This is a genomic window from Alistipes sp. HGB5, from assembly GCF_000183485.2.
In the GTDB taxonomy this organism is placed as follows: domain Bacteria; phylum Bacteroidota; class Bacteroidia; order Bacteroidales; family Rikenellaceae; genus Alistipes; species Alistipes finegoldii.
The window spans coordinates 38,208-56,702 of sequence record NZ_AENZ01000019.1 but is presented as its reverse complement, the minus strand read 5'-3'; the positions used below and the strand labels follow the sequence as shown (position 1 = coordinate 56,702).

At 59.3% G+C, this 18,495-nt stretch carries 16 protein-coding genes; 12 read left to right on the top strand and 4 right to left on the bottom strand.

Annotation, left to right across the window (positions count from 1 at the left end; all coding sequences use genetic code 11):
- Window positions 1–323: 323 nt before the first annotated feature.
- Complete coding sequence (locus HMPREF9720_RS03240; RefSeq protein ID WP_009596759.1) at window positions 324–1,316, bottom strand: class II fructose-bisphosphate aldolase; 993 nt, start codon at window positions 1,314–1,316, stop codon at window positions 324–326.
- Between the two features lie 293 nt (window positions 1,317–1,609).
- Between HMPREF9720_RS03240 and HMPREF9720_RS03235 the strand changes: the two genes are divergently transcribed.
- The 7 genes from HMPREF9720_RS03235 to HMPREF9720_RS03205 all read left to right on the top strand — a co-directional run bounded on the left by HMPREF9720_RS03235 (window position 1,610) and on the right by HMPREF9720_RS03205 (window position 9,923).
- A complete protein-coding gene (locus HMPREF9720_RS03235) occupies window positions 1,610–3,223 on the top strand; it encodes a fumarate hydratase (RefSeq protein ID WP_009596757.1) in 1,614 nt (537 codons plus the stop codon).
- Window positions 3,224–3,299: 76 nt separating this feature from the next.
- Window positions 3,300–5,156, top strand: coding sequence for a BatD family protein (locus HMPREF9720_RS03230; protein ID WP_009596752.1), 1,857 nt, complete (start codon window positions 3,300–3,302; stop codon window positions 5,154–5,156).
- 8 nt (window positions 5,157–5,164) lie between these two features.
- A complete protein-coding gene (locus HMPREF9720_RS03225; protein ID WP_009596763.1) occupies window positions 5,165–5,983 on the top strand; it encodes a tetratricopeptide repeat protein in 819 nt (272 codons plus the stop codon).
- Window positions 5,984–6,580 carry a recombination mediator RecR gene (gene recR, locus HMPREF9720_RS03220; protein ID WP_009596722.1) on the top strand — a complete coding sequence of 199 codons (597 nt, stop codon included), beginning with the start codon at window positions 5,984–5,986 and terminating at the stop codon, window positions 6,578–6,580. It begins immediately after the preceding gene.
- 31 nt (window positions 6,581–6,611) lie between these two features.
- A complete protein-coding gene (locus tag HMPREF9720_RS03215) occupies window positions 6,612–7,724 on the top strand; it encodes a metallophosphoesterase (RefSeq protein ID WP_014775119.1) in 1,113 nt (370 codons plus the stop codon).
- A 43-nt stretch (window positions 7,725–7,767) separates the two neighbouring features.
- A complete protein-coding gene (locus tag HMPREF9720_RS03210; protein WP_009596748.1) occupies window positions 7,768–8,766 on the top strand; it encodes a malate dehydrogenase in 999 nt (332 codons plus the stop codon).
- A 485-nt stretch (window positions 8,767–9,251) separates the two neighbouring features.
- On the top strand, window positions 9,252–9,923 hold the full coding sequence (locus HMPREF9720_RS03205; protein ID WP_039939727.1) for a DUF5039 family protein: 672 nt from the start codon (window positions 9,252–9,254) through the stop codon (window positions 9,921–9,923).
- 59 nt (window positions 9,924–9,982) lie between these two features.
- On the opposite strand, the gene HMPREF9720_RS03200 is transcribed toward HMPREF9720_RS03205, so the two are convergent.
- Complete coding sequence (locus HMPREF9720_RS03200; protein ID WP_009596735.1) at window positions 9,983–10,411, bottom strand: META domain-containing protein; 429 nt, start codon at window positions 10,409–10,411, stop codon at window positions 9,983–9,985.
- A gap of 77 nt (window positions 10,412–10,488) precedes the next feature.
- Here HMPREF9720_RS03200 and HMPREF9720_RS03195 point away from each other — a divergent pair, with 77 nt between their 5' ends.
- From HMPREF9720_RS03195 to HMPREF9720_RS03185, 3 genes are all read left to right on the top strand, one after another.
- Entirely contained in the window at window positions 10,489–10,863 is a 375-nt protein-coding gene (locus HMPREF9720_RS03195) for a RidA family protein (RefSeq protein WP_009596764.1), read from the top strand.
- Between the two features lie 226 nt (window positions 10,864–11,089).
- Window positions 11,090–13,645, top strand: coding sequence for an adenosylcobalamin-dependent ribonucleoside-diphosphate reductase (locus tag HMPREF9720_RS03190; protein ID WP_009596732.1), 2,556 nt, complete (start codon window positions 11,090–11,092; stop codon window positions 13,643–13,645).
- A gap of 157 nt (window positions 13,646–13,802) precedes the next feature.
- Entirely contained in the window at window positions 13,803–15,002 is a 1,200-nt protein-coding gene (locus tag HMPREF9720_RS03185) for an OmpA family protein (protein ID WP_014775115.1), read from the top strand.
- A 367-nt stretch (window positions 15,003–15,369) separates the two neighbouring features.
- On the opposite strand, the gene HMPREF9720_RS03175 is transcribed toward HMPREF9720_RS03185, so the two are convergent.
- Both HMPREF9720_RS03175 and recF read right to left on the bottom strand, forming a co-directional pair.
- Window positions 15,370–15,642, bottom strand: coding sequence for a DUF721 domain-containing protein (locus HMPREF9720_RS03175; RefSeq protein ID WP_039939733.1), 273 nt, complete (start codon window positions 15,640–15,642; stop codon window positions 15,370–15,372).
- A 14-nt stretch (window positions 15,643–15,656) separates the two neighbouring features.
- On the bottom strand, window positions 15,657–17,003 hold the full coding sequence (recF, locus tag HMPREF9720_RS03170; RefSeq protein ID WP_009596725.1) for a DNA replication/repair protein RecF: 1,347 nt from the start codon (window positions 17,001–17,003) through the stop codon (window positions 15,657–15,659).
- A gap of 191 nt (window positions 17,004–17,194) precedes the next feature.
- On the opposite strand from recF, the gene HMPREF9720_RS03165 reads away from it, so the two are divergent.
- Together HMPREF9720_RS03165 and ribH are read left to right on the top strand one after the other, a co-directional pair.
- A complete protein-coding gene (locus tag HMPREF9720_RS03165; RefSeq protein WP_009596731.1) occupies window positions 17,195–17,878 on the top strand; it encodes a tetratricopeptide repeat protein in 684 nt (227 codons plus the stop codon).
- Window positions 17,879–17,886: 8 nt separating this feature from the next.
- Window positions 17,887–18,417 carry a 6,7-dimethyl-8-ribityllumazine synthase gene (ribH, locus tag HMPREF9720_RS03160; protein WP_009596738.1) on the top strand — a complete coding sequence of 177 codons (531 nt, stop codon included), beginning with the start codon at window positions 17,887–17,889 and terminating at the stop codon, window positions 18,415–18,417.
- Window positions 18,418–18,495: the final 78 nt, after the last annotated feature.

The following is an 18,495-nucleotide window of genomic DNA, read 5'->3' as shown; positions in this document are numbered from 1 at the left end:
AACCTGATTTGATTGTGATTGGTCCGGCATCGGCATAGTGCCGCTCGGCAGCAAAAATAGAAATACCCCCTTTCTTGTCAAAACAAAGCCGGGGGTCAAATCGGGTGTGGGGCGTTGCTGTTAAGTACTTGTTATTTAGTCCGATGACTCTGTCCGGTCCCGCCCGGACCGGGGTATATCCGATGTCTCCGCGTCGCTTTGCGTCCGGAATTCCGCGCCCTTGCGACTCTTTTCTCCGGAGCTGCCGTTTTCCGGCAACGCATGCCGGAAACGAAAGAAACCCGGTCTCGAAAGACCGGGTTTCTTTGTCGGAATGTTGCGGATTAAGCCTTGCCGGCCGAACCCAGCACGCTCTCGCACTTGTGCATGTAGAGTTTCTTCAGCTCGTCGCGAGCCGGACCCAGATATTTGCGGGGGTCGAACTCGGCGGGCTGGTCTACGAAGATCTTGCGGATGGCTGCGGTCATCGCCAGACGGCCGTCCGAGTCGATGTTGATCTTGCAGACGGCGCTCTTGGCAGCCTTGCGGAGCTGCTCTTCGGGAATGCCTACGGCATCCTTCAGCGCACCGCCGTGCGTGTTGATGATCTTCACGTACTCCTGCGGAACCGACGACGATCCGTGCAGCACGATGGGGAAGCCCGGAAGCTCCTTCTCGATCTCGGCCAGAATGTCGAAACGCAGTTCGGGCGGAACGAGGATGCCCTCGGCGTTGCGGGTGCACTGTTCGGGCTTGAACTTGTTGGCGCCGTGCGAGGTGCCGATCGAGATGGCCAGCGAATCTACGCCGGTCTTGGATACGAAATCCACGACGTCCTTGGGATCGGTGTAGGTGTGGTGCTCGGCCGAAACCTCGTCCTCCACACCGGCCAGTACGCCCAGCTCGCCTTCTACCGTCACGTCGAACTGGTGTGCGTAATCGACCACCTGCTTGGTGAGCGCCACGTTCTCCTCATAGGGGAGGTGCGAACCGTCGATCATCACCGACGAGAAGCCCATGTCGATGCAGCTCTTGCAAAGCTCGAACGAGTTGCCGTGGTCGAGGTGCAGAACGATCGGAATGTTCTTGCCCAGTTCCTTGGCATATTCGACGGCGCCCTGAGCCATGTAGCGGAGCAGGGTCTGGTTGGCGTACTTGCGCGCGCCCGACGACACCTGAAGAATTACCGGCGACGAAGCCTCCACGCAAGCCTGAATGATGGCCTGCATCTGCTCCATGTTGTTGAAGTTGAATGCCGGGATGGCATAACCGCCCTTGATGGCCTTTGCGAACATCTCACGGGTGTTCACAAGACCCAAATCTTTGTAGGATACCATAGTAATTTAATTTATGCAGTGAATTGTTTCTCTCGAAAAACCGCACAAATTTAATAAATATTCTAATTAATTGCGCCTGTTCGGGCTATTTTATTCGCCTTTTTGTGAAAAAAATAACAGACGGCCGGAAATTGTTGCGCAATCCGGATTGTTTTTTGTATTTTTGCATGGCTTTAGCTCCGGGGATTCCCGAATCGCGGACGGCCTTCCGCGCCCCGCGGCGGCCGAAACGTCGGGGCGGACTGCAAGGATTGCAAGGATATTGATACTACAAACATAAACAAACTACCATTATGGCTGACTTTATTTATCAGGAGCCGTTCCCCGTGGGGGAGGACAAAACTGAGTACCGTCTTTTGACGAAGGATTACGTGAAGGTCGTCGAGTGCGACGGACGTAAAATCCTGAAGGTGGACCCCGCGGGTCTCGAACTGTTGTCGAAGGCCGCTTACTGCGACGTGTCGTTCTGTCTGCGCGCCGCGCACCTGCAGAAACTGCGCAACATCCTCGAAGATCCCGAAGCTACCGACAACGACAAGTTCGTGGCCTACACCATGCTGCTGAATCAGGTCGTTGCGGCCGAGGGCGAGCTGCCGACCTGTCAGGACACCGGCACGGCCATCTGCATCGGCCATAAGGGCGAGGACGTCTACACGGGGGCCGACGACGCCGCGTGCATCGCGAAGGGCGTTTACGAAACCTACAAGGACCGCAACCTGCGCTATTCGCAGGTCGTGCCCTTCACGATGACCGACGAGAAGAATTCGGGCACCAACCTGCCGGCCCAGATCGACATCTACGGCGGCCGTCCGGGCATGGAATACGAATTCCTCTTCATCACCAAGGGCGGCGGCTCGGCCAACAAAACCTTCCTCTACCAGCAGACCAAGGCGCTGCTGAACGAGGAGTCGCTCACGAAATTCATCAAACAGCATATCTTCGACCTCGGCACGTCGGCCTGCCCGCCTTACCACCTCGCGATCTGCATCGGCGGCACGTCGGCCGAAATGTGCCTTTCGACCGTGAAGAAGGCCTCGGCCGGCTACCTCGACGAACTGCCCACTTCGGGCAACGAGGGAGGCCGCTGCTTCCGCGACCTCGAATGGGAGGAGAAGGTGCTCAAGATCTGTCAGGAGAGCGGCGTCGGCGCGCAGTTCGGCGGCAAGTACCTCGTACACGACGTGCGCGTGATCCGCGCCCCGCGCCATGCGGCTTCGTGCCCCGTGGCCATCGGCGTCAGCTGCTCGGCGGACCGTAACATCAAGGCCAAGATCACGCCCGACGGCATCTTCCTCGAAGCGCTGGAGAAGAACCCCGCCCGCTTCCTGCCCGCCGAGGCGCCCGCCATGTCGCCCGCCGTGGACATCGACCTCGACGAAGGCATGGACAAGGTCCGCGAAATCCTTACCAAATATCCGATCAAGACGCGCCTGAACCTGAAGGGCACGCTGATCGTGGCGCGCGACATCGCCCACGCCCGCATCAAGCAGATGCTCGACGAGGGCAAGCCCATGCCCGAATACTTCAAGAAGCACCCGGTGTACTACGCGGGTCCGGCCAAGACGCCGGAGGGCATGGCTTCGGGCTCGTTCGGCCCCACGACGGCCGGACGCATGGACCCCTACGTGGATCTGTTTCAGTCGCACGGCGGTTCGCTGGTGATGGTGGCCAAGGGCAACCGCTCGCAGCAGGTCACCGACGCCTGCCGCAAGCACGGCGGTTTCTACCTCGGTTCGATCGGCGGCCCGGCGGCTATTCTGGCCAAGAACTCAATCAAGTCGGTCGAGGTCGTGGACTTCCCCGAACTGGGCATGGAGGCTGTCCGCAAGATCTACGTCGAGAACTTCCCGGCGTTCATCATCGTCGACGACAAGGGCAACGACTTTTTTGCCGATTTCAAACATTAAAAAACGGCCCGGAGATATACTAACGGGCAAAAGTTTACGTTGTAAAATCTGAAGAAAGATTTTATTGTAAGGCTCAATGAGAGATTTCATTGCGAAAATATCCCTGACGGCGCTCTTCGCGCTGGCGATCTTCTCGGCATCGGCTGCCGAGAAGGTCACTTTTGAGGCCAGCTCTCCGCTGACGGTCGCCGTCGGCGAAGCGTTCCGCGTGGAGTTCGCGCTCAACGCCTATCCCGACAAGGGGACGTTCAAGGCGCCTTCGTTCGACGGATTCGACGTGATCGCCGGCCCGGCCGAGTCGTCGGGCCAGTCGATCCAGATCGTCAACGGAGCGATGACCAAAAGCATCAATTACACGATCACCTACGTCCTGCTTCCGCAGGCTGCGGGCAACGTCACCGTCGGGGCTGCCGAAGTCACGGTGGACGGCACCGTCTACCGTTCCAACGCCCTGCCGATCGAGATCGTGAACGAGGGCAAGTCCCCCGGCGCCGGCGGCACGCAGTCCCGGCCGCGCGAGGACTCCTCGCCGGACGTTACGGCGCAGAACCAGATCGCCAAGGACGACATTCTGCTGCGCGCCGTCGTGTCGCGGACCTCGGTCTACAAGGGCGAGCCGCTGCGCGTGACGTTCAAGCTGTACGAGCGGGTGCCGGTCGTGGGATACAACGACGTGAAATTCCCGTCGTTCAACGGATTCTGGGCGCAGGAGCTCAATACCGACAATGCCCGGCGCCAGCGCGAGACCTTCAACGGCAAGGTCTATGAGACGCTCGTGGCCAAGGAGTACCTGCTCTACCCGCAGCAGGCCGGGACGCTCGTGATCGAGCCGGCCGAACTGACGGCCGTGGCGCAGGTCGTGGTGCCGGGACGCCGCAACGTGGATCCCTTCTTCGGGGGCGGTCCCGACTTCGTCAACGTGCCCCGCAAGGTGCAGAGTCCGCGCATCAACATCGCCGTCAAGCCGCTGCCAGCGGGCGCTCCCGCCAGCTTCAGCGGCGCCGTGGGCAGTTTCACGATGGACGCCGTGCTTCCGCAGGAGCGGCTGGCCGCCAACTCCGCGGCGACCTATACGGTGAAGATCTCCGGCACGGGCAACCTTACGTTCGTGCAGGCCCCCAAACTGACGCTCCCCGCTTCGTTCGAGCAGTATAACGTCAAGACCACCGAGTCGATCAACACCTCGGCGGCCGGCATCTCCGGCTACCGCCAGTTCGAATATCCCTTCATCGCGCGCGCCGAAGGCACGTACGAGGTGGAACCCGTCGAATTCAGCTATTTCGACCCGTCGCGCATGCAGTACATGACGCTGAAGTCGAAGGCGCTGGAGCTGGAGATCACGCCCGACGCCAAGGGCGGCGGCGACGCTCTCGTGGTGCAGGGCCGCGGTATGTCGAAGGAGGAGGTCAAGCTGCTCGGACAGGATATCCGCTTCATCAAGCTGGGCAGTCCGCAGCTGCGTTCGGTCCGCGAACCGTTCCTCTTCAGCGCGGCCTACTGGGTGCTGTTCTTCGGCATCCTGATCCTCTTCGCAATGGTCTACGTCGCGCTGCGCCGGCAGATCCGCGAGTCGCAGAACGTGGCCCTGCTGCGGGGCAAGCGCGCCAACAAGGTCGCCGTGCAGCGTTTCCGCGCCGCCAAACGCTACATGGAGGAGCAGAACCGCCATGCGTTCTACGAGGAGATGCTCCGCGCGTTGTGGGGCTACATGAGCGACAAGTTCAACATTCCGGTCGCCAATCTCACGAAGGAGAACGTCCGCGAGGAGCTGCACAAACGCGGCGTCTCGTCCGAGGAGTCGCAGCGTTTCACGGCCATCATCACCAAGTGCGACGAGGCGCAGTATTCGCCGGCCGCATCGGCCCGGATGACCGAGGTCTACGGCGAGGGCGTCGATATCATTTCGCGGATCGAAGCGATGATAAAACGATAGGAACAGCTATGAAAAAACGAATTTCAGTTTGTCTCGTCCTGCTGCTGGGGTGTCTGGCATCCTATGCGCAGGAGCCTGCCGACAGCCTTGCGCAGCCGGCGGCGGAGCAGAGCGAGTCCGCGCCCCGGCCCACGACCGATGAGTTGTGGGACATGGCCAACACGGCCTATATCAACGGCAATTTCCATTCGGCCGCCGAAGTCTACGAAGAGATTCTTTCCCGCGGGGTAAGCTCCGTGAAACTCTACTATAACCTCGCCAATGCCTACTTCAAGGAGGACCGCATCGGCAAGGCCATCCTCTATTACAAACGGGCGTTGCGGCTGGCTCCCGGCAACGACGACATCCGCCACAACCTGAGCGTCGCCGAAGCCCGCACGAAGGACAACATCGAGGACATTCCCGAATTCTTCTTCGTGACGTGGATGCGCGAAGCCCGCCACACGATGAGCTGTACGGCGTGGAGCGTCCTTTCGCTGGTGCTGCTGGCCTGTGCGCTGGCGCTGTTTCTGGTCTACCTGCTGGCCCAGCGGCTTTCGCTGCGCAAGGCCGGGTTCTACGGCACCGTCGTCGCCGTGCTGTTGTGCATGCTGACGACGTGGTTCGCGCTGGGCGAACGCCGCGAGATGCTCGACGACACTTCGGCCGTGGTCATGACCGCTTCTACGGCGGTCAAGAGTTCGCCCGACAAGTCGTCCACCGACCTTTTCGTGCTGCACGAAGGCACGGTCGTGACGATCACGAACCGGCTCGACGACTGGTGCGAAGTGGTGATCGCCGACGGCAAGAAAGGGTGGCTGGAGTGCCGCAAAATCGAAACGATCTGAATGTCTAAATTACTACAGGACGTCGTCGGCGAGTTGTCGAAGCTTCCGGGCGTGGGGCGCCGTACGGCGCTGCGCCTCGCCATCCACATCCTGCGCATGGAGCGGGAGTCGGTGGCCGAAATGACGGAGAGCATCGACCGTTTCCGCAATGACGTGAAATACTGCGCCGAGTGCAACAACCTTTCGGACGAGGAGGTGTGCCCGATCTGTCTGGACGACGAGCGCGACCGGACCACGATCTGCGTCGTGGAGCAGGTCGCCGACGTGCTTTCGATCGAGAATACCCACCAGTACAAGGGGCTCTACCACGTGCTGGGCGGGGTCATTTCGCCGATGCAGGGCATTTCGCCTTCGGATCTGAAGATCGACCTGCTGACCGAACGCATCGCCCGCGGCGGCGTGAAGGAGGTGATTCTCGCCATTTCGACTTCGGTCGAGGGCGAGACGACGCTCTTCTACCTGATGAACCGCCTGCGGCAGTTCCCCGGCGTGAAAGTCACCTCGATCGCCCGCGGCATCGGCTTCGGCGACGAGCTGGAATACGTCGACGAGCTGACCATCACGCATGCTTTGCGGAACCGCCGCGAAGTCGAATGATTCGCGGCCCGACAAATAAACGGTACGAAAAATGAAAAGAGGAATAATGACCCTCGCGGCGTTGGCTGCCATGTTGTGGAGCCTGCCCGCTGCGGCGCAGGAGGAATACCGGCAACCCGCGCTGGAGAATCCCGAATCGTGGAGCGTCGTGGTGATCCCCGACCTGCAGGGATATGCCAAGAACGAAGCCAGCCAGCCCATCGCCCGCCTGATGACGGCGTGGATCGCCGACAACATCGAGCGGCTGAACGTTCGGATGGTGCTCTGCGTGGGCGACGTGGTCGAGCAGAACGACCGCATCGGCAACGGTTTTTCAGGCGACCTGACCTCGGTGCGCCAATGGCAGGGCATGGCCGATGCGTTCGACGTGCTGGACGGCCGCGTGCCCTATCTGGTCGCCACCGGCAACCACGACTACACCTATACCCGCAGCGGCGCGCGGCGCACGCACCTGAACGAATATTTCCCGATCGGCCGCAACCCGCTCAACGCGGCGGCGATCTGCCAGTTCGGACTCGATTCGGACGAGAATCCCGCCGTCGAGAACTGCGCCTTCGAACTGAAGGCCCCCGACGGCAAGGACTACCTTTTCCTGAATATGGAGTTCGCGCCCCGCGATACGGTGATGAAGTGGGCGCAGCAGGTGGCGGGGCTGGAGGAGTACGCCGATCACCGGATCGTGCTGATGACCCACGCTTACCTCGATGCCAAGGACCAGCGGCTTTCCGGCCCCTGCAAGGTGACGAGCTACGAACCGCTGGTGCGCAACGGCAGGATCGTGAAGATCAAGGGACTGCCGCTTCCCGACGCCAGCAACGGCGAGGATCTCTGGCAGAAACTGGTCCGCCCGGCTTCCAACATCGAACTGGTGGTCTGCGGCCACATTTCGGGAAGCGGGTTCCGCACCGACAGAAACAGCGCCGGAAAAGACGTACACCAGATGCTCTTCGACGCGCAGTCGATGGGCGGCGGTTACGAGGGTAACGGCGGCGACGGCTGGATACGCATTCTGGAGTTCATGCCCGACGGCGTGACGGTGAAGGCGACGACTTTCTCGCCCCTGTTCGCCATTTCGCCCACTACGCGGCAGTTCGCTTGGATGCGCGACGCGAAGAACGAATTTACGTTCCGCTTCAGCAAATAAGACCCGGGTACGGGATCGTACCCAATTTAAAATAGTTTCAGTTATGGAATTTCTGACAAACGACAAACTCACGATCGTGGGCGCGGCCGGTATGATCGGCTCGAACATGGCCCAGACGGCGCTGATGATGCGCCTTACGCCGAACATCTGCCTGTATGACCCGTACGCTCCCGCGCTCGAAGGCGTGGCCGAGGAGCTTTATCACTGCGCGTTCGAAGGGGTGAACATCACTTGGACGAGCGATATCAAGGAGGCTCTTACGGACGCTTCGTATGTCGTTTCGTCGGGCGGCGCGGCGCGCAAGGCGGGCATGACGCGCGAAGACCTGCTGAAAGGCAATACCGAGATCGCCGCGCAGCTGGGCAAGGACATCAAGACCTACTGCCCCGGTGTGAAGCATGTGGTCGTGGTTTTCAATCCCGCCGACATCACGGGACTGGTAACGCTGATCTATGCGGGCATCCGTCCCTCGCAGCTTTCGACCCTTGCCGCGCTGGACAGCACGCGCCTGCGTTCGGAGCTGGCCAAGTATTTCAAGATTTCGCCCGACGAAATCCGCAACTGCCGCACCTACGGCGGCCACGGCGAGCAGATGGCCGTCTTCGCCTCGACGACGCTCGTCGCCGGACGTCCTCTTTCGGAGCTGATCGGCCATGAAATGCCCGAAGGCGACTGGCACGACCTGCAGCAGCGTGTGATTCAGGGCGGCAAGCATATCATCGACCTGCGCGGCCGCTCGTCGTTCCAAAGCCCGGCCTACCTGTCGATCTGCATGATCGCTGCGGCCATGGGCGGCAAGCCGTTCGGCTATCCGGCCGGCGTATTCGTGCACAACGATGAGTTCAAGCATATCCTGATGGCTATGGAGACCCAGATCACCAAGGAGGGCGTCAGCTACAAGAACGTGCAGGGCACGGCCGAGGAGAACAAGACCCTCGCCGCCAGCTACGAACACCTCTGCAAACTGCGCGACGAGGTGATTTCGATGGGTATCATCCCGCCCGTGGAGGAATGGCGCAGCCTGAATCCGCACCTGAAATAGACGCGGCGAGCCGTATGAAAAAGGGGAGGACTGTCCGAAAGTCCTCCCCTTTTTATTCCTGCCGGGACCCGAAATAGACTGGCGGCATGCGCTTTTCGTATGGCGGCTGTAAAGCCTTGCAAAGCATTCGATGTGTTTGCCGGCTCGGTGGCGGGGGAGGAGCTCTGTGTCCGTCATGCGGGGCCTCATTGTTGTCTGTCTGGATCTGTGTGAAATCTGCGCTTTTGCAGGAAGTTAAGTTTTGCGGCGGATTTTGTGGAAATTTCATCTTTTTCGGCATCTATTGATGCTGCGTAACGATAAATTCCATATATTTAATGCAAAATAGTATGAAAACGATGAAAAGGGCCAATTCCGTTACGGTTACCCTGAGTGCGACGCTGTTATTTTGTGCTGTGTCAGCTGTCGCAAGCCAACCCGAAATTATCGATCTTCCGGAGACTTTGTGCTGTTGTCCGGAGCCGCCGGCGGCTCCGGAGTGTACGATGCTTGACAATTTCTCGGAAAAGCTCGCCCGGATCGAAGCCCGGATCGGGGAACTTACGCTGGAATTGAATCGGCTGGTGTGGGAGACCTATTTCGACTATGCCGAACAGGCGCGCATCGTACCCGATATTATGACTTATCCCGGATTGGATTATTCGGCTCTCTGCGATACCGTGTCGGCGATTGCCGTACTCGATGCGCAGTACCGCAAAGCGGCGGATGTCTATACGAAAGTATTGAAGAGCGATCCCAAATACGATGCCATCCACCGCGAATACGTCGCGCTGCAGAATGTGGACGACAAGGATCGGAAGAATGCCAACCGGGAGCAATATAACCTGATGTACGACCGTCTGCGCAGGAAAAACAGCGAATATGCCCCGGCCCTGAAAGCACGGCAGGATGCCTTGCGTGCGCGGAATATTGCCGTCGCGCGTTTTTTGCTGAATCATTATCAGGCTGAGGGGCGTGTGATGCCTGTCGAGCCGTTGTTCAAGCGTTATTCGGAGACGATGCGCACACTGCAAATCCGTGACGCCCGCATCGAAGCGTATGAAAACGAACTGTCGACGCTTCAACGGCTTCGCCGCGAAGTCTTGGAGCAAGTGTTGCGCGAGCAGTATGACGTGCCGAAGAGAGACGCAGTCGGCGCTTCGGCTCTTAAACCGTAAAATCGAAAAGCGGGGAGATACGAAAGTTCTCCCCGCTTTTGCTGCGCCCGTGCTTCGTCTCAGGGCTTCGCCTGAAATACGGCCCGCAGTTCGCCGTCGCTCAGCAGGAGCAGCATCGGTCCGTCCATATCGTAGTGCGTCGTCGATTCGAGCGCCTTGGTGAACGCGTCCTCCTGCTCCATGCCGGGGCATGCCATCATCGTCGATGCCAGCGGCCCGATCTTCAGCACGCCCTTCTCGGTCGCTTCGTACCTCCCCATGATGCGGTTGCAGGCGCCGACGCCCGCGATGCGGTTCTCTTCGGCCAGAAACGTAAGCGTGAATTTGCCCTCTTCGGGTTTGACGGCCTTGCCGCCCAGCTGAATGAGCTGCCATTCGGTGCCGACGAGCGGCCTGCGGTTTTTCTTCTGGTAGGAACGGCAGCTGCAGCACCCTGCGGCGAGGGCCGCAACGGCGGCGAGGGCCGCGATTTTCAGCAAAATCTTCATAGTATATTATTATATATGTGTTGTGCAAATATAGGGAATAAATCGTACCTTTGTGTAAAATTTGAAAAATACCCGTTATGAAGAAGATTATCGCATCGCCCCATGCGCCCAAAGCCGTGGGACCCTATTCGCAGGCCGTCGAAGCCGGCGGCGCGCTCTATGTTTCGGGCCAGCTTCCGATCGACGGCGCCACCGGCAAAATGGCCGAAGGCGTCGAAGCCCAGACGCACCGGTCGCTTACGAACCTGCGCCACATCCTCGAAGAGGGCGGCTATACGCTCGGCGACGTGGTTAAGACCACCGTCCTGCTGCAGGACATCGGCGATTTCGCCGCGATGAACGCCGTTTACGCCCGGTTCTTTACCGAGCGGATGCCCGCCCGCGTGTGCTATCAGGTGGCGGCGCTTCCGATGGGCGCGCTGGTCGAGATCGACGCCGTGGCGGTGAAGTAGCTGGTGCTTTTCAGGGCCGTATCCGTGCGCCGAAACGGCGCCGCGGTTTTCCGCCGGCCGATAAATGCGTCTCACGTATGCGGGGCGCATCTTTTACACCTTTTGTAAATAACTTGTGGATAAAATTGGTGTGCGTCGCTGGTTTTTTCCATATAAAAGAATCATTTTTGTAAAACCGGACTTTGTCCGTTCCGACGCTAAAATTCTGAAATAAAGTAATATAGTCATGTCAAAAGCCGCAAAACCCGTGGCGCCGCAGAAAGTCGAATACAACGATGCGGTCGCCGAGTCGAAAAAGTATTTCGAAGGGGACGACCTCGCCGCAACGGTGTGGGTCAGCAAGTACGCCCTCAAGGACTCTTTCGGCAATATTTACGAAACGTCGCCCAAGCAGATGCACGAGCGTATCGCCGCCGAGATTGAGCGCATCGAGCGCAAGTATCCCGATCCGATGAGCAAGGAGGAGGTGTTCGAGCTGCTCGACCATTTCCGGTACGTGATTCCGCAGGGCGGCCCGATGACGGGTATCGGCAACAACTTTCAGGTGGCCTCGCTCTCGAACTGCTTCGTGATCGGCCATAAGAACCCGGCCGACTCGTACGGCGGCATTTTCCGCATGGACGAGGAGCAGGTGCAGCTGATGAAGCGCCGCGGCGGCGTGGGGCACGACCTTTCGCACATCCGTCCCACGGGCAGCCCCGTGCTGAACTCGGCCCTCACCTCCACGGGTATCGTTCCGTTCATGGAGCGCTATTCCAACTCGACGCGCGAGGTGGCGCAGGACGGCCGCCGCGGAGCGCTGATGCTCTCGCTGTCGATCAAGCATCCCGACGCCGAGCGTTTCATCGACGCCAAGGTCGATACGGGCAAGGTCACGGGCGCCAACGTCTCGATCAAGATCGACGACGAATTCATGCGCGCCGCGATCGCGGGCAAGAAGTACCACCAGCAGTTCCCGATCAAGTCGGACCATCCCAAATACGAGCAGGACATCGACGCCAAGAAACTCTGGGATAAAATCATCCACAACGCATGGAAGTCGGCCGAGCCGGGCGTGCTGTTCTGGGATACGATCATCCGCGAGAGCGTGCCCGACTGCTATGCCGACGAGGGCTTCGTGACGGTTTCGACCAACCCCTGCGGCGAGATTCCGCTCTGCCCCTACGATTCGTGCCGCCTGCTGGCGATGAACCTGCTGAGCTATGTGGACAACCCCTTCACCAAGGAGGCGAAGTTCAATTTTGACAGGTTCAAGGCGCATGTCGGCAAGGCCATGCGCATGATGGACGACATCATCGACCTCGAACTGGAGAAGGTCGAGCAGATCATCGCCAAGATCGCCGCCGACCCCGAAGACGAGGAGGTCCGCCGCGTGGAGCTGGAGTTGTGGAAGAAGATCCGCACCATGGCGCAGAAGGGCCGCCGCACGGGTCTCGGCATCACGGCCGAGGGCGATATGCTCGCGGCGCTGGGGCTGCTTTACGGCTCGGACGAGGCGATCGCTTTCGCCGTCGAGGTGCAGAAGACGCTGGCCGTCGAAGCCTACCGCGCTTCGGTCCGGATGGCCGCCCAGCGCGGAGCGTTCCCGATCTACGACGCTTCGAAGGAGAAGAACAACCCGATGATCGCCCGCATCCGCGAGGCCGATCCGGAGCTGTACGCCGAAATGGAGAAGAACGGCCGCCGCAATATTGCCATGCTGACCATCGCCCCGACGGGCACCACGTCGCTCATGTCGCAGACCACGTCGGGCATCGAACCGGTGTTCCGCACGGTCTACAAGCGCCGCCGCAAGATCAACCCTTCGGACCACGACACGCACGTCGATTACGAGGACGAAACGGGCGAAAAGTTTCAGGAGTACAACGTCTACCACCACAATTTCGTCAAGTGGCTGGACGCGAACGGATACGATACGTCGAAACTGGAGACCATCTCGGATGCCGAGCTGAACGAGTGGGTGGCGGCTTCGCCCTACCACGGCGCCACGGCCAATGACATCGACTGGGTGGCGAAGGTCAAGATGCAGGGGGCGATCCAGAAATGGGTGGACCATTCGATCTCGGTGACGGTGAACCTGCCGAACAATGTCTCCGAAGCGCTCGTCGCCGATGTGTACCGCACGGCTTGGGAGTGTGGCTGCAAGGGCGTCACGGTTTACCGCGACGGCTGCCGCGACGGCGTGCTGCTCGACAAGGCTTCCAAGAACAAGAAAAAGAAGTGCGAGGGGCATCCCGGCGAAGTGGCGAAGCGTCCCAAGTCGATTCCTGCCGACATCGTGCGGTTCAAGAACGGCACCGAGGACTGGATCGCCTTTGTGGGACTTCAGGACGGACGTCCCTACGAGGTCTTCACGGGTAAGATCGAGGAGGACGCCATGTATATTCCCCGCAAGATCAACAAGGGCTTCATCATCAAGGTCCGCGAGGACGACGGCACCAAGCGTTACGACTTCCAGTATACCGACCGTTACGGTTATACGAATACCATCGGCGGCATCTCGCGTCTGTTCGACGAAGAGTTCTGGAACTACGCCAAACTCATTTCGGGCGTATTGCGCCACGGCATGCCGATCGAGAAGACCGTTTCGCTCATCGAGTCGCTCCATCTGGACAGCGAGTCGATCAACACATGGAAGACGGGCGTCTGCCGTGCGCTGAAGCAATATATCGTGGACGGCACCAAGTCGAAAGGCAAATGTCCGAGCTGCGGACAGGAGAATATGGCCTACCAGAACGGCTGTCTGACCTGTATGTCGTGCGGTTATTCGAAATGCGGCTGATCTGAAAAGATTTGATATTGAGATTAAAAGGCTGGAAACGTATGTTTTCGGCCTTTTTTAGTCGCTTTCGGCTCTGTTTTTGCGTTTCATGCTGTCGATGAATGGATTTTGAAAAATTAATTTATAATTTTACAACTGGGAATAACTAATGTTAGCTATGAAAAAACTTATTCTAATTCTTGCGGTCGTGGCATTCGCGACGACGGCATGGGCGCAGGAGACGCCCAAAAAACCGAGCTTTGCAGGTTTTGTGTCCAATGGATTTTGGGATAACTGGGAGATGTCGCTGGGCGGCGGTGTAGGCACTGCCCTGACGAACGGCTCCAATTCGGGGTCTTTCGGAAAACGTCTCGGATTCGAAGCGAACTTTTCGCTTGTAAAATGGGTGCATCCTGTAGTAGGTATGCGTCTGCAGCTGCAGGGCGGTCAGTTTGCCAACTATGACGCCGATCTGGGCAAACTCAAGTGGCCTTACCTCTTCGTGCATTCCGACTTTATGCTTAACTTCTCGAACTGGGCGGGCGGTTACCGCGACGACCGGGCCTATTATCTGGTGCCGTTCGTAGGCTTCGGTTATCTGGCTACGAACTTCACGGACAAGAGCCAAGAGGACAATATGACCGGCACGCATCAGGCTTTCGCATTCTCTTACGGTCTGCTCAACAAATTCCGCTTGTCACGTTCGTTCGACTTCAATATCGAGCTGAAAGGCATGCTGGCGCCTTCGCGCGTATGCCCCGCGAAGACGGACGGTTCCTACCTGTTCGGCTTCAGCGCTACTGCGGGCTTCACCTACCGCTTTAACAAGCGCGGCTGGCAGCGCGGCGTAGCGGGCTATACGGCTGCCGACATTCAGGCGTTCCAAGACGCCGTTGCCGCAAGCATGGCCGCTGTCGAAGCCGCCGAGCTTGAGAACGCCCAGCTGGCTCAGCAGCTCGCCGCCGCTCAGGCGCAGGCTGCCGCCGCTCAGAACGCCGCCGCCGATGCCGCGGCAGCTGCTGCCGTCGCAACGGTTGTCGCCGCCGACGAAGCCGCTTTGGCCGACACTTCGATCATTCTCTTCGATTACAGCATGTCGGTGCTGACGCCGCAGGAGAAGACGCGTCTGGAGCTGATCGCCGAGCAGATCAAGAGCGGCTCGAAGGATGCCGTTTACCAGATCGTGGGTCACGCCGACCAGCAGACGGGTACCGCTGCCGGCAACAAGCGCGTCGCCGAGCACCGCGCCAAGCGGGTTTACGACTTCCTCGTATCGAAGGGCGTGAATCCCAAGCAGTTGAATTACGAGGGTAAGGGCAACTCCCCCGATCCCTTCAAGAAGGTTCAGGCTGCCAACCGCGCCGCGATTATCCAATAATCCCCGCGGGACGGAATGACCGGTTCGCCCGGTCGGCCCGGCCGGATAAAAAAAGGATGCGCCCTCATCAGGCGCATCTTTTTTTTTGTGTGATCCGGAGCGGGGCGGAAAGTATGCCCCGGCATTTTCCGTGTTTCTCAGGCAGTCAGTCTGTTTCAGTCTGTTTCAGTCTGTCTCAGTCTCAGTTTGTGTCTCTGCCCCAGCCCCAGCCCCAGCCTTTTCGTGTGTCCGTATTTTTGTCGTATCTCCTGTATTTTTCGTGCCTGCCGTGTTCTTATCTCTCTTATTTGCCGTTGCTCCGGTATTTCCCGAATCTCTCGTATCTCCCGTATCTCCCGTATCTTTCGTTTCTTGTCGTTCCGAAAATCTACCTGATAATCACCGCATTGACGATCCGGACGCCGGAACGCCGGTTCAGCTCCTCCTTGAGCGCTTCGCGCTGGTAGAAGAGTTCCGAACGAAGCACGCTCGACTGGATGCGGGCATAGAGAATGTGGTTTTCCAGCTTCAGTTCCGTGGTGAAGTCCGCGGCGCGGTCGCCCACGACGGCGCGCCATGTGTCGGGCAGCTTCCCTTCGGCTACTTTGGCCGCGACATAGGGGCGTTTGAAAAACTCTTCCAGCAGGTCGCCCATCAGCATCGTCTTGGTCCGTCTCATCGCGCTCCCTCCTTTCCGCCGGATGCCGTGTCTGCCGTATCTGTTCCGCAGGCGTCCTGTCCGCCGGATTTTTCGCCTGCGGCCGCTGCGTTGCGTAAATCCTCCGAAGCTTCGCCTTGCACCGCTGCCGTCCGGATTTCTTCCGCAGCCCCAGCCTCCTGCGGCCCGGCATGCCGCGTTCGGTCCGCTGCTTCCTTCGCGCTCTCTTCGGCCGGAAGCTGCCCGCCGCAAGCCGGCGCTCCGGCCGTTGCGGTCTCCTGCCCGATGCCGCCGTTTTCGACCGTGAAGAGGGAGTACGCCCCGCCGGCCTTGTCCAGAATCCGGCGCAGACGGGTGGGGTTGCAGTCCGTAATGACGATCTGCCCGAACGAATCTTCCGACACCAGCCGTATGAGCTGTTCCACGCGCCCCGCATCGAGCTTGTCGAACAGGTCGTCGAGCAGCAGGATCGGCTTCTCGCCTTTCTCCTGCGCGACTATTGTGTACTGGGCCAGTTTCAGGGCGATCAGGAACGACTTCTGCTGGCCCTGCGAGCCGTATTTGCGCAAGGGGTAGCCGCCGATTCGGAGCACCAGATCGTCGCGGTGAATGCCCGACGTGGTGAACTCGTTGGCCAGATCCTTCTGCCGCGCGGCGAGGAGAATCTCACCGAACGGACGGTCGTTCAGTTCCGATTTGTAGTGCAGTTCGACCTGCTCGCGGTCGCCCGAAAGTATGCGGTAATACTCCGCCGCCACGGGTTGCAGCCGCTCGGCGAACTCCCGCCTCCGGGCGTGAATCCGCTCGCCCTGTTCGACGAGCTGCATGTCGTAAATCTGCAGCATCGTCTCGTCGGGCATGTTCTTGAGCAGCCGGTTGCGCTCGGCCAGCACGGCGTTGTAGCGCATCACGGCGGTCAGATAGCTCCGGTCCAGCTGCGAGATGAAGGCGTTGAGGTAGCGGCGCCGTTCGTCCGAGGCGTCGCTGATCAGGGCGCTGTCCGCCGGCGATACGATCACGGCAGGAACAAGCCCCACGTGGTCCGAGAGCCGTTCGTACTCCTTGCCGTTGCGTTTGAGCACTTTGCCGCCTTTGCGCGAGAAGGAGCACACGATGTTTTCGCTCTTTCCCCCGTCGGTGAGATACTGCCCTTCGGCGAGGAAGAAGTCGGCGCCGTGGCGGATGCTCTGCCCGTCGGTCATGGGCAGCGACGACTTGCACATCGACAGGTAGTAGACCGCGTCGATGACGTTGGTCTTGCCGGCTCCGTTGTCGCCTACCAGACAGTTGACGCCCCGGCAGAGGGCAAGCTCCGCCTGTTCGATATTTTTGAAATTCAGCAGCGATATTTTCTTCAGAAACATAGCCCAAAGATAATGCAAGGTGAGTGCAAATGCAAACTTGTTTGCGATTTGCCGAAGTGCCGCCCGTACGGGGCGCCGTCTGTTTTTTGTAAAGATACAAAAAAAGCGGACAGCGCATTGCACATTCTGAATAGTTTTGTATCTTTGCAGACTAACATACCGAAATTTAACTAAAACAAGATATTTTTCATATGGCAAAGCAGCATGTAGCCGAGCAGGAGACCCTCGGCGAAGCAATGAACAGAACTGAGCTTTTCTTCGAGAAAAACGGCCGTAACATGGCGTATATTTTTCTGGGATTGCTGGTTCTTGCAGCCCTTATTTTCGGATACCGCGCACTGATCGTAGCCCCTCGCGCCACCAAAGCCGCCGAGCGGATCGCCGAGGCTCAGTACCGTTTCGAGGAGCAGAATCCGGATTATCAGCTCGCACTCGAAGGCGACGCCAACGGCGCCGGCTTCCTCGACGTGATCGAAGAGTACGGTTCGACGCCTTCGGGCAACCTCGCCAAGCACTATGCGGGTATCTGCTACCTGAAGACGGGCGATCTGGAGAACGCCGCCAAATATCTGGCGAAATACTCGCCGGTCAAGGGCATCCCCGGAGCGCTCATCAACGCCCAGAATCTGGGCCTGCAGGGCGACATCGCCGTCGAGCAGCAGAACTACGCCAAGGCGGTGAAATTCTACGAGCAGGCCGTCAAGGCCGCCGACAACAACCTGACGGCACCGATGTACCTGCGCAAGGCGGGTCTGGCCGAGCAGGCTCAGGGCAACAACGAAAAGGCAGCCGCATTTTACGAGCAGATTCTGACCTCCTATCCCGCATCGACGGATGCGCGTGAGGCGGAGAAGCTCCTCGGCAGCGTGAAATAACCGGGACTATGGCGACCAAGAATCACAACCTTTCCAAATTCGACTCACCCCTGCCTTCGGCCGCGGACATGCGGTTCGGAATCGTCGTGGCCGAGTGGAACCGCGAGGTCACCGAAGCTCTGCTCGAAGGCGCCGTGCGGACGCTCCGCGCCGCCGGATGTCCCGACCTGAACATCCAGATCAAGTATGTTCCGGGGACGTTCGAACTGGCCCTCGGCGCGCAGTTCTTCGCCGAATATACCGACGTGGACGCCGTGATCGCGCTGGGCTGCGTCATTCAGGGAGATACCCGTCATTTCGACTTTATCTGTCAGGGCGTTACGCAGGGCATCACGCAGCTGCAAATCCAGTGGAACATGCCCATCGCCTTCGGTGTGCTGACCGTGAACGACATGCAGCAGGCTTTGGACCGCTGCGGAGGCCGTCACGGCAACAAGGGCGACGAAGCCGCCGCCACGGCCGTCAATATGGTCAAACTGCAGATCGAGATGGAAGCCGCTTCGCCGGACCACGAACCCGACCGGCGGAATATCAACTGATCGGCAGCGACGCAGATACATGAAAAACGGAGAGTCGTACGACTCTCCGTTTTTTTTTCGGTCTCTGGCGGCCGCATT

What these genes read in the sequence shown, in the direction of transcription:
- HMPREF9720_RS03240 (WP_009596759.1), bottom strand. Translation starts at nt 1,316, where the DNA reads ATGGTATCCTACAAAGATTTGGGTCTTGTGAACACCCGTGAGATGTTC.
- HMPREF9720_RS03200 (WP_009596735.1), bottom strand. Translation starts at nt 10,411, where the DNA reads ATGAAGATTTTGCTGAAAATCGCGGCCCTCGCCGCCGTTGCGGCCCTC.
- HMPREF9720_RS03205 (WP_039939727.1), top strand. Translation starts at nt 9,252, where the DNA reads ATGCTTGACAATTTCTCGGAAAAGCTCGCCCGGATCGAAGCCCGGATC.
- HMPREF9720_RS03230 (WP_009596752.1), top strand. Translation starts at nt 3,300, where the DNA reads ATGAGAGATTTCATTGCGAAAATATCCCTGACGGCGCTCTTCGCGCTG.
- HMPREF9720_RS03210 (WP_009596748.1), top strand. Translation starts at nt 7,768, where the DNA reads ATGGAATTTCTGACAAACGACAAACTCACGATCGTGGGCGCGGCCGGT.
- ribH (WP_009596738.1), top strand. Translation starts at nt 17,887, where the DNA reads ATGGCGACCAAGAATCACAACCTTTCCAAATTCGACTCACCCCTGCCT.
- HMPREF9720_RS03175 (WP_039939733.1), bottom strand. Translation starts at nt 15,642, where the DNA reads ATGCTGATGGGCGACCTGCTGGAAGAGTTTTTCAAACGCCCCTATGTC.
- HMPREF9720_RS03195 (WP_009596764.1), top strand. Translation starts at nt 10,489, where the DNA reads ATGAAGAAGATTATCGCATCGCCCCATGCGCCCAAAGCCGTGGGACCC.
- HMPREF9720_RS03215 (WP_014775119.1), top strand. Translation starts at nt 6,612, where the DNA reads ATGAAAAGAGGAATAATGACCCTCGCGGCGTTGGCTGCCATGTTGTGG.
- recF (WP_009596725.1), bottom strand. Translation starts at nt 17,003, where the DNA reads ATGTTTCTGAAGAAAATATCGCTGCTGAATTTCAAAAATATCGAACAG.
- HMPREF9720_RS03185 (WP_014775115.1), top strand. Translation starts at nt 13,803, where the DNA reads ATGAAAAAACTTATTCTAATTCTTGCGGTCGTGGCATTCGCGACGACG.
- HMPREF9720_RS03235 (WP_009596757.1), top strand. Translation starts at nt 1,610, where the DNA reads ATGGCTGACTTTATTTATCAGGAGCCGTTCCCCGTGGGGGAGGACAAA.
- HMPREF9720_RS03165 (WP_009596731.1), top strand. Translation starts at nt 17,195, where the DNA reads ATGGCAAAGCAGCATGTAGCCGAGCAGGAGACCCTCGGCGAAGCAATG.
- recR (WP_009596722.1), top strand. Translation starts at nt 5,984, where the DNA reads ATGTCTAAATTACTACAGGACGTCGTCGGCGAGTTGTCGAAGCTTCCG.
- HMPREF9720_RS03225 (WP_009596763.1), top strand. Translation starts at nt 5,165, where the DNA reads ATGAAAAAACGAATTTCAGTTTGTCTCGTCCTGCTGCTGGGGTGTCTG.
- HMPREF9720_RS03190 (WP_009596732.1), top strand. Translation starts at nt 11,090, where the DNA reads ATGTCAAAAGCCGCAAAACCCGTGGCGCCGCAGAAAGTCGAATACAAC.